This is a genomic window from Bacteroides sp. RTP31139st1_H2_RTP31139_211217 (assembly GCF_040227615.1).
Classification (GTDB): Bacteria; Bacteroidota; Bacteroidia; order Bacteroidales; family Bacteroidaceae; genus Bacteroides; species Bacteroides uniformis.
The window spans coordinates 25575-37196 of sequence record NZ_JBCNZM010000020.1; the positions used below are offsets into that span (position 1 = coordinate 25575).

Here is an 11622-nt window from a genome sequence, read left to right on the forward strand (position 1 = left end):
CCTTAGTATAGGGCTGTCCATAAAGATTTACCAATAAGAAATGTACATAAGCACGGAGCATATACGCTTCTCCTACAAGCTGATTTATCTCTTCCTCAGTGCCTTCCTTAATATCACTTCTGCTCTCAATAACGTGATTGGCAATAAAAAGCACATTGTAATACTTGGCCCATTCAAACGATGAGGTATAGGCATTGGGAGCAAGGTCGTTCCAGCGCTCTATATCCATATAATAATTTTGGTCATATTCATTATCCCGAACCTGCATCTCGTCGGAACGGAAACAAGCCATTCCCCGGTCACTGAATTTACTCACGTCCTTATAAGAACGGGCAAGCAACGCTCTATACTCAGCCAAAGAATTGGGAATGACACTACCGGTAGGCTGTATATCCAGATAGTTGTCGCATGCCGCAAGCAGAAGCATGCAGGCCATTATCATCAGACTTATTGTTTTCTTCATTTTCTTTCTGCTTTTGAAGTTAGAAATTCAAGTTCAAACTGAATGTAACCGACTTGGGTACGGGAGTTGCATAAGGATTGTACATCGACTCCGGATCCATGTAGTTATTATATCCCGAACCAAACACGAAGAGATTGCGTCCTTCAATAGATACCGTTGCCGAGTTCATTCCCAAACGCTTTGTCAGGAGCTCAGGGATACGGTAACCCAGACGCAGATTCTGCAAACGTACGTAGTTCAGCTTCTTCACCCAGATATCCAAATCTCTCCAGATGGTTTTAGAATCATACCAGGAGTACTCTTCCGGGTTGGAAGCACTCAGCATAAATGCCGGAAGCTCCGCATTCGGGTTTTCCGGAGTCCAGCGGTTCAGCACATCCGCATTATAGTTCTTGCCATAATCCGGATTGATGATGTCATAAGAGGGTTGCGTACGTACGTACCCGCCAAACGTCAAAGAGAAATTGACATTCAGCTCCCAGTTTTTATAGCTGAAGGTATTAATCAAACCTCCCGTATAAGGAGCATCGCTACTCCCGATATACGAATAAAAGGTTCTCTCTTCGGCTGCAGTTACATCGGAAGAGGCAATACCTATCCCCCACTCGTCCTTCAGGCGGTAAAGCTCCTTCAAGGTCACTTTCTCTCCCTCCGGATTATAGAACATCATATTACCGGTTTCCTTATTCACTCCCGCAGTCTTCAGTGCGAAAATTGCCCCTACGGGATAGCCTTCACGTCCCGGAGTGGTCTGCTGCTCCGGTATGTTTTCCTGCAATACCTTATTACCGTTATAGGCAAAATTGAAATTTGTGTACCAGGAGAAGTTCTTTGTCGTTATGTTACGGGTAGACAAGCTGATTTCCACACCTTTGTTCTCCATACTTGCCCAGTTGACGTTCATCGAAGTAAAGCCCGTCTCCAGAGGAAGCATGCGCAAAGCTATCAAATCGGTACCCTTACGGTAATAATAGTCCACGCTCAGATTGATAGCCTGGTTCAATACAGAAAAATCAAAGCCGGCATTGACAGACTGCGTCTTTTCCCAACGCAACTTCTTGTTGGGAGCGGAATTAATGATAATTACATCTTCCGATACTCCGGGCAAAATACTCTCCGACCGATATGTACCCAGCAGGAACGGAGAAGTATTCTTGTCAATATTTCCCTGCAGACCGTAAGATGCACGGAACACCAGGTTATCCACCCACTTGGCCTGCTGCATAAACGGTTCTTGCGACAGACGCCACAAGGCACTGACAGAATAAAGAGGAAGATAGCGGTACTTCTTATCCACACCGAAAAGATCGGAACCGTCAAAACGGATACTTCCTCCCACCGTGTAGCGATTCAATAAAGAGTAAGAGGCCGTAGAGTAGAAAGATACATAAGCATTCTCCTTATACGTCGTCTGATGGAGCGGGAAAGACGTGGCGTAACTTTCGTTGGGGAAAATCACCGGTTTGGTCGTCAACGTCTTGCGGTCGAAGCCATACCCTGCCGAAAACAAGGTTTCATACCAGGTCTTGCGCAGCTCGGTACCCGCCATCACTTCCAGTTCATGAATATCATTGAAACTGTCGCGATATTCTCCCATCGCCTTCCAAGTAATCTGTGAATTGGAGTTTTCATAAGACTTCTGCATACCTCCTTCGGGCAGGAAGTGTTTGGTTTCTCCGCCCTGGGAGTATTCGCTCAACTTATAGTAATAGCGCATGGCATAGCTTTCCCAGTCCGCTATTTCTTCTCTGGAAGTCTTTTCCAACTGATAGCCAAACTGGGAAGTCAGCTTCCACTTGTCATTGAACCGTAGCTCCGCATCAAATATAGATGAAAAAGAATTCACCACGCTTTCATTAGACGTGTTCTGCCGTTCTTCAAAGATGTTGAATCCTAAATCCTTATCAGTGTTGTTCTGAATATCGTAGTCGTAATTATAGTTGCCATTCTTGTCATAAAGTTCAAAATACGGATTAGCCTTGCGTGAATAGAACACGGGATTCGACATACCGTATGCATCTGTCAAGTAATTGGTATTTTTGCGACGGTTGGCAAACATGGAGGCACCCACTTTCAGTATACTGTTCACCTTATAGGAAGTCTTTCCTACCAAGTTGAAACGGTCCATACCCACACCGTCCACATTTCCATCCTCTTTATAATAGCCGAAAGAGGTATAATACGTAACCCTTTCCGTACCGCCGGAAAGGCTCAAGTTATATTCCTGGCTGAAAGCATCGCGGAAAAGGATATCTCCCCAGTTTGTATTAACACTCTTCAAACGGTTGATGGCAGCTTGTGTATCACTGCTCAAGGCATCCCATCCTCCATTCTGGAAAGCAGACAACTCATTGTAATTGGAAAGAATATTATATACGCCTCCTTTATGATTGTCCGGAGAATAGTTATTACGGATCATATCCATTTCCAATCCGACTTTCTCCGCTGAGTTCAGCAAGTTCAACCGGTCAAGGCTCAATGTAGGAGTATAGGTAAACCGGGACGAGAAATTGATAACCGGTTTACCGACCTTACCCTTCTTTGTTGTAATCACAATGACGCCATTGGCTGCCCTCGCACCATAGATGGCAGTGGCTGCCGCATCCTTCAGAATGGTGATATTCTCAATATCAGCCGGATTCAAGCCTGCAATGGAAGATTGCTTCATGTTGGTTATGTCATTCAGCTCATCCGGTTCGGGAACATCCGTTCCCTCCAAAGGAATGCCGTCCAGCACCCACAAAGGGTCTTGCGTACCATTCAATGAAGCGGTACCGCGAATGCGTATCTTTGCCGGAGCACCCGGAGCACCGGAAGTCGGGCTGACAGAAAGTCCGGCAATTTGTCCGGCAAGTGCCTGGTCGATACTTTTTACTGCACCGATGGTCTCGTCCGATATATCCAGTTTGGATACCGCTGCCGTCAGCTTGCGGCGCTCCACTGTCTGGTAACCCGTCACAACAACGGCATCGAGCATTTGGGAAGATGCATGAAGTGTTATTTCATAATGTTCCTTTCCCGGAACAAGCTTCACTTCCAATACGTCATATCCCACGTAGCTACAAAAGAAACGGGTTATCCCCGTAGGTATAGCGATAGAGAACTGACCATCCACATCAGTGATGACCCCCATTGTAGTCTGAGCACTCCCCGCCTTTTTCAAGTCTTCCGCAGTCACATAAACGGAAGCACCGATAAGCGGTAGGTTATCCTCTGAAGATATTACTACGCCCTGGACTTTTTTCTCTGCAGCAAAAGCAGATGACAAAGCTCCTACAAAGCATAGCAAAACGATTAATACACGTTTTTTCATGCGTTACATATAAAATTAATTAATACTCTATTGAAAAGAAAAATCACTTTACTCCTAATGCAGTATTGATACGCAAAATCAAATCCTTATAATGATATTTAGTGGCTATATCCGATGCACCCAGACGATTTTGGAGCAATTCTTTGATGCGAAGCAACTCACCACGCTTCACGGAGATGACATCAGATACGCGGTTTATCTGCGAACCGTAGAAGTTCAGTTCGCGGTGTGCACCCATACGGTCGGCATCCAAAGTCTTACCGGCATGCTCGTCACAGCTGCAAAGGGCAGTCTGATGGTCCAGCAAGAAGTGGTTGTCCATCAGTTTTTTGTTTATTTTCACTCCTTCGCTTTCGGCAGCTGCTGTAATCAGTGCATCTACGAAGTTCTTCTGCAAGGCGCGTGTCATGACGTCCGGCAAGGCACCGCGTTCCGTAGTGGCAAAGATGTTGCGATGCAGGCCATCCATCAGCTCTACCACCGTGAAAGCCTTTTTGCCGTTCACCGATTCGTTCTCCAACATACGCATCAGGCGGTTGTTGCCCAGCAAATCCCAAAGGATATAGGATTGGGCATTCTTCAACACTTGTGTCGGTGCATTCTCCACTACGCCCAGTGGAGTGTTGCGCAGCAAGTAAGTGTACTCTCCCACTTCCGTGTCGAACAGCCATTTGGGATAGGTCAGCACTTCGTCCAGCAGAAACTTCAGGGCGGCTTGCTGCTTTTCTTTTTCTACGAAAGTATAGGTTTTCTGTCCGTCGCCCACAACGGTGTTTTCTATATAGATACCACCGATGTTTGCCAATACATGATAGAGGTAATTGTTCCATTGGTTGATAACCGCATAGTATAGGCGGGAAGCTTCTTCATAAGTCTGTCCTTTCTCGCCAGTAGTAGTCCATTGGATGATTTGAGGAACAATACGCTTCAAGTTCTCAATACCCAGCAGAGATGAGCGGACAGCATCATCGCCCAAATCTTCATTCTGCGCACGCGGGTCTACGGCATCACGTACATCCTGCGCCTCACTATATTTATATAAACGGTCTGTATGACGGCTCAGGAAGTCGGCAAGCAAGTCCTTCTCTGCCTCTGGGGTTTCTTTACCATACCAACGATAGCCGTATTCTATGGCAAACATATCATACGGACCGATATGAGGAGAAAGCTCCGTAACACCGTCACCCGGCTGTGCCACATAGTTGAAACGTGCATAGTCCATGATAGAGGAGGAAGTGGTATTCATACGATCCGTAAATGTTTTGGAACGCAGGGAATCTGTCGGAAAAGTCCAGGAAGCAATCATATTGTGGCGCAAGCCCAACGAGTGCCCCACCTCGTGGCATGCCACAAAACGCATGGCATCACCCATCAGTTCATCCGGCAGCCTTACTCCTCTTGCTTCGGGACGTACGACACCGGTTTGCACTGTAATCCATTCCTGGAGCATGCCCAGCACATTATGCCACCACATGATGTCCGCTTCCAATATCTCGCCCGAACGGGGGTCGAGGATAGAGGGGCCCATGGCATTGGCTTTGGTGGAGGCGGCGTAGGTCAGCACGGAGTAGTTCACGTCATCCTTATCCACATTCATGCTGTCCGTCAGTTCCTTGGCTATGATAGCATTCTTGAATCCGGCACGTTCAAAAGCAGCCTGCCAATCCTCGATTCCCTGCTTGATATATTTCCGCCAACGACGGGGAGTGGAGTTCTCGATGTAGAACACAATCGGTTTGGCCGGTTCCACCAATTCACCGCGAAGGTAACGCTCCCGGTCTTCCGGTTTCGGTTCCAGACGCCAGCGGGTGATGAACGGTTTCTTGTCTACACGCTGCTGACCGTCACTGTAATTTAATAACGGATTAGTAAAATAACCTACACGCGGACTATCCAGACGTCCCATCATCGGTTTCTCCGGCAACAGCAACAGAGAGGAACTGACTTCGACCGTAACAAACACAGTCGTTGTTCCCTCAGTCACCTTAGTTGTCAGCTCGGAAGTAGCTACCACATTGTTCTCAAAAGCTTTGATAGATAAAATGCGGGAGAGATTCTTGATGGCCGAAGTTCCCAGGTTGATATTCGTAAAGACATTATTGATACTCGTCTCCGTACCATCATAAATATCGTTGACCTTGACCACTATCATGGTAGAGTCATTATTGAATGCCTCTATCTTGAAGCCGGCTATCAGCGGAGAAATATAATTATCCAGTACGGACTGCCGTATGGCATCCTCGTCCGGTGCCAACGGAAGAGGACGGCTCTGACGTACCAACAGCTTGTTGGCAGCCTTGTCCAATTCAAAACGCACCATCTGATTTTCGTAATTCGTACCACGGTTCACACCCGCCTCATTCAGTTCGGAAGGCACACGTTGTAATTTATTTACTACCAGCATATCACGTCCCAACAGCCTTGCCGGCACTTCAAAGTAATAATCGCTCTTCTTCTGGTAAACATTGAACATTCCCTTGCGGGCAATAGCATCGGAACCAGTCAATTTTTCGTAGTCGCTCTTGGATTGAACGCTGTCCTTGGTTTCACTCTTCTTTTTCTTACGGAACCATCCCATAGCTTCGGGAGAAGCAAAATCAGATGTACCGGCATGCAACAATACGGCAGGCTCACACATGAGTACTCCCGCAACTGCCACGACTGGCAGGATTGTCTTCAATTTCATCAATTCAAACTCTAACTTTAATGCAACAATTACTCCGTTAACTCTCTCTCTTTGACGTATGTTAATAAATACCAACCGCCAGTTTGTTCTACCTCCATAGAACAGTAAACGGGGCGCAAAGATACGAAAAGTATATTTTAAAAGTCACTAAACAACGCTCATTTATGTTTTTTCCATAAACAATATGAAGACTTTTACATATATATCATTTTTTCTCCCATCCTCTATCATTTCTTCTTCACATAAAATTTTGTACCACTGATACCAAATTATCTTCCCCAAGTGGAGGCAAAACAATGATAATATTGTATCTTTGCACCGTTTTTAACTTAGAAAATAAATAAGATAACAACGATATGATAGCTAAAATCAATCAGCTTCTGCAGGAAGTAGAGGCGCTGAAAGCCGCTAACGCCGAGGAATTAGAGGCACTCCGCATCAAGTACCTCAGTAAAAAAGGAGCCATCAATGACTTGATGGCAGATTTCCGCAATGTAGCCGCCGAACAGAAAAAAGAGGTGGGTATGCGCTTGAACGAACTGAAAAACAAAGCACAAGAAAAGATTGCCGCTTTGAAAGAACAGTTCGAAAGCCAAGATACCGGCTGTGACGATATTGACTTGACCCGTTCAGCCTACCCGATAGAATTAGGAACCCGCCATCCGCTCTCCATCGTGAGAAACGAAATCATCGATATATTTGCCCGTATGGGATTCAATATCGCCGATGGACCGGAAATGGAAGACGACTGGCACGTATTCTCCTCCATGAATTTTGCCGAAGACCATCCGGCACGCGACATGCAGGATACATTCTTCATCGAAAATGATACAGAAAACGTATCGCACAGCATCATTCTTCGCACACACACATCCAGCGTGCAAAGCCGTGTTATGGAGACTACACAGCCTCCTATCCGCGTGCTTTGTCCGGGACGTGTATACCGTAATGAAGCCATCAGCTACCGTGCACACGCATTCTTCCATCAGGTAGAAGCCTTATACGTAGACCGCAATGTGTCTTTCACTGACTTGAAGCAGGCCTTATTGCTCTTTGCTCAAGAGATGTTCGGCAGTGACACCAAGATTCGTCTGCGTCCTTCCTACTTCCCCTTCACCGAGCCGAGTGCCGAAATGGACATCAGCTGTAACATCTGCGGCGGCAAGGGTTGTCCTTTCTGCAAACATACGGGTTGGGTAGAAATTCTGGGATGCGGTATGGTAGATCCGAATGTATTGGAGCTGAACGGAATAGACAGTAAAGTGTATAGCGGGTATGCCCTGGGTATGGGTATAGAACGCATCACCAACTTGAAATACCAGGTGAAAGACCTTCGTATGTTCTCTGAAAATGACACACGCTTCCTGAAAGAATTCGAGAGCGCTTACTAAATATAGTGAATAACGGCTAGTGATTAGTGATTAATAAGTTGCGCATTTTCAGCATATCATTAATCACTCATCGCTAACCACTCATCGCTAACCACTATTTTTCGCTATGGCAAAAGACAAACTTGTAACTTCCGGCTATTGCCTTATCCTGGCTGCCAATTTCCTTTTGTATTTTGCCTTTTATCTGATACTACCGGTTCTTCCATTCTACCTGACTGAGGTATTCCATACCGGAAATGCAGCAGTAGGTGTCATCTTGTCATGCTACACCATTGCCTCGCTCTGCATACGCCCGTTTTCGGGATACCTGCTCGACACGCTAGCCCGCAAGCCTCTTTATCTGGTGGCATACTTCATCTTTATCACCATTTTCGCAGGTTACATGTTAGCGGGAGTCCTATCTTTATTCATCATGTTGCGGGTTGTCCACGGCCTTGCATTTGGAATGGTGACCGTAGCGGGAAATACAATTGTGATTGACATTACCCCTTCGTCCCGTCGCGGCGAAGCCGTAGGATATTATGGACTGATGAACAATACAGCCATGAGCTTCGGCCCGATGATTGGTCTTTTCATGCATGACATATATTCCTTTGAAACGATTTTTGCCTGCTCGCTCATATCAGGAACTATCGGTTTTGTTGCCGCATGCCTCGTCAAGACCCCACCCAAACAACCAGTCAAACGAGAACCTATCTCATTGGACCGCTTTGTGCTGCTGAAAGGTATCCCGGCAGGAATCGCACTGCTATTGCTCTCCATACCATATGGCATGACAAGCACTTATGTAGCCATGTATGCCAAAGAAATAGGAATTACCTTGAATTCCGGATTGTTTTTTACTTTTATGGCCGTCGGCATGGCAGTGTCCCGTATGTTCTCCGGCAAACAAGTGGATAAAGGACGTATCACCCAAGTCATAACTTTAGGACTATATCTGGTATGTAGCTGTTTCTTCATATTGTCCGCTTGCGGACTACTGATGAAGACCGTCCCGGAACTGACAAACATATTGTTTTTTATGGTTGCCCTCCTATTGGGAGTAGGCTTCGGGACGATGTTCCCCGCCTTCAATACGCTGTTCGTAAACCTGGCCCCCAACAACCAGCGCGGAACAGCCACCTCTACCTACCTGACTTCATGGGATGTAGGCATTGGTATAGGTCTGACAGCAGGAGGTTATATCGCACAGATTACCTCATTCGATATGGCATATTTTTTCGGAGCCTGCCTCACGGTTATCTCCATCTTCTATTTCAATCTGAAAGTATCTCCTCACTATCATAAAAACAAATTAAGATGAGAAAGAAAGAGCGTTATGAAAAAATCCTTGCTTGGTTTAGGGAGAACGTTCCCGTAGCCGAAACAGAGTTGCATTATGACAATCCGTTCGAGCTGTTGATAGCAGTTATTCTCTCTGCACAATGTACGGACAAACGCGTCAATATGATTACCCCCGCCCTTTACCGGGACTTCCCTACTCCCGAAGCACTCGCCGCTACTACTCCCGACGTGGTATACGAGTATATCCGCAGCGTCTCCTATCCCAACAACAAAGCTAAACATCTTGTAGGCATGGCACAGATGTTGGTGAAAGAATTCAACAGTGAGGTACCCGATACCCTTGAAGAACTGGTAAAACTGCCCGGCGTAGGCCGCAAAACAGCCAATGTCATCCAATCCGTTGTTTTCAATAAAGCGGCTATGGCAGTAGACACACACGTGTTCCGCGTCAGCCATCGCCTGGGTCTCGTATCAGATAAATGTACAACTCCGTTCAGTGTCGAAAAAGAATTGGTAAAACATATACCGGAAACAGACATCCCCATAGCTCACCACTGGCTTATCCTGCACGGTCGCTATGTATGCCAGGCACGTACTCCACAATGTGATACCTGCGGTTTGCAATTAATGTGCAAATATTACTGCCAGAAATATAAAGTTAGCAAAGAGAGCGGCAAAGACAAAGAATAAACAACGGTTTCATAGCAAAAAAAAGAAATAAATGCTAACTTTGCGCTCACTAAAAAGAAATTAGTAACACTTTTAAATAAAATAGAGTATTATGACAATTGATCAATTTAACTTTGCCGGAAAAAAGGCATTCGTTCGTGTGGACTTCAACGTACCCTTGGACGAAAACTTCAACATTACAGATGATACCCGTATGCGTGCCGCTCTTCCTACATTGAAGAAGATTTTGGCCGATGGCGGTAGTGTAATTATCGGTTCTCACCTCGGTCGTCCGAAAGGCCCGGCTGACAAGTTCTCCTTGAAGCACATTCTGAAGCATCTCGAAGAGTTGTTGGGTGTTGAGGTGCAATTTGCTAACGACTGTATGGGCGAAGAAGCTGCCGTAAAGGCTGCTGCTCTGCAACCGGGTGAAGTGTTGTTGCTCGAGAACCTCCGTTTCTACGCTGAAGAGGAAGGCAAACCCCGCGGTTTGGCTGAAGATGCTACAGACGAAGAAAAGAAGGCTGCCAAAGCTGCTGTTAAGGAAAGCCAGAAAGAATTCACCAAGAAATTGGCTTCTTATGCAGATTGCTATGTAAACGACGCTTTCGGTACCGCTCACCGTGCACACGCTTCTACTGCATTGATCGCTAAATATTTCGACAAGGACAACAAAATGTTCGGTTACCTGATGGAAAAAGAAGTAAAGGCTGTTGATAAAGTTTTGAACGATATCCAACGTCCGTTTACTGCCATCATGGGTGGTTCCAAAGTTTCTTCCAAGATTGAAATCATTGAAAACCTGCTGAACAAGGTAGACAACCTGATTATTGCCGGCGGTATGACTTATACTTTCACCAAAGCCATGGGCGGCAAAATCGGTATTTCTATCTGCGAAGATGACAAACTGGATTTGGCTCTTGACCTGGTGAAGAAAGCAAAAGAAAAAGGCGTAAACCTTGTTTTGGCTGTTGATGCCAAGATTGCCGATTCTTTCTCCAACGATGCCAACACCAAGTTCTGCCCGGTTGACGAAATTCCTGATGGCTGGGAAGGTCTTGATATCGGTCCTGAGACTGAAAAGATCTTTGCAGATGTCATCAAGAACTCCAAGACTATCCTTTGGAACGGTCCGACGGGTGTATTCGAATTCGAGAACTTCACTCACGGTTCACGCGCTGTAGGCGAAGCTATCGTAGAAGCTACCAAGAACGGTGCTTTCTCACTCGTAGGTGGCGGTGACTCTGTAGCTTGTGTCAACAAGTTCGGCTTGGCAAGCGGCGTGTCTTACGTATCTACCGGTGGCGGTGCATTGCTTGAAGCAATCGAAGGAAAAATCCTTCCGGGTATCGCTGCTATCAACGAATAAAAACAAGCAAAATAACACCCAAAGGCAGCTCTTTGAAAAAAGGGTTGCCTTTTTTACTACTATCCATCCCTATAATGAGACGAATTCTACTATCCTGCATCCTTTTATCAGCCACATGCATCCTGAAAGCACAAGATGCTTGTCTGAATGATGTAGTCAACACTTTAAAAGACCGCATTTCACTCTCCGGCTATGCCCAAGTGGGATATACATACGATGATGCGGGCGAAGGTACCAGCAATACTTTCGATATAAAGAGAGTTATCTTTATGGCGCGCGGTAAAATCACCGATAAATGGTCGGCTTACTTCATGTACAGCTTTGCCAATACCGGAAAAATTCTGGAAGCCTACACGGAATACCGCTTTCTCCCTCAACTCACAGCACGTATCGGACAGTTCAAAACCATGTATACCATTGAGAACCCGATGTCTCCCTGCTTTGTCG

General features: G+C 46.0%; 8 protein-coding genes. 5 read left to right on the top strand and 3 right to left on the bottom strand.

All coding sequences use genetic code 11. From position 1 onward, the window contains the following. The 3 genes from ABUA47_RS05145 to ABUA47_RS05155 form a co-directional block, all read right to left on the bottom strand. A partial coding sequence (locus ABUA47_RS05145; protein ID WP_410520178.1) for a RagB/SusD family nutrient uptake outer membrane protein occupies positions 1-463 on the bottom strand: 463 nt, incomplete at its 3' end. A gap of 19 nt (positions 464-482) precedes the next feature. After that, on the bottom strand, positions 483-3776 hold the full coding sequence (locus ABUA47_RS05150) for a SusC/RagA family TonB-linked outer membrane protein (protein ID WP_117680533.1): 3294 nt from the start codon (positions 3774-3776) through the stop codon (positions 483-485). A gap of 43 nt (positions 3777-3819) precedes the next feature. Beyond that, complete coding sequence (locus ABUA47_RS05155; RefSeq protein ID WP_117713544.1) at positions 3820-6462, bottom strand: zinc-dependent metalloprotease; 2643 nt, start codon at positions 6460-6462, stop codon at positions 3820-3822. 356 nt (positions 6463-6818) lie between these two features. Between ABUA47_RS05155 and pheS the strand changes: the two genes are divergently transcribed. The 5 genes from pheS to ABUA47_RS05180 all read left to right on the top strand — a co-directional run. Beyond that, the gene (pheS, locus tag ABUA47_RS05160; protein ID WP_005826371.1) at positions 6819-7853 is read left to right on the top strand and encodes a phenylalanine--tRNA ligase subunit alpha; all 1035 of its coding nucleotides are present in this window, start codon (positions 6819-6821) and stop codon (positions 7851-7853) included. A gap of 106 nt (positions 7854-7959) precedes the next feature. Further along, entirely contained in the window at positions 7960-9156 is a 1197-nt protein-coding gene (locus ABUA47_RS05165; protein ID WP_005826370.1) for an MFS transporter, read from the top strand. Further along, a complete protein-coding gene (gene nth / locus ABUA47_RS05170) occupies positions 9153-9827 on the top strand; it encodes an endonuclease III (protein WP_005826369.1) in 675 nt (224 codons plus the stop codon). Before ABUA47_RS05165 ends, nth begins: the two co-directional genes overlap by 4 nt. 88 nt (positions 9828-9915) lie before the next feature. Then, positions 9916-11175: a phosphoglycerate kinase gene (locus ABUA47_RS05175; protein ID WP_085929901.1), complete on the top strand. Its 1260-nt coding sequence runs from the start codon at positions 9916-9918 to the stop codon at positions 11173-11175. A gap of 74 nt (positions 11176-11249) precedes the next feature. Then, positions 11250-11622, top strand: a 373-nt coding sequence (locus ABUA47_RS05180; protein WP_349831440.1) for a porin, incomplete at its 3' end; no start/stop codon positions are given.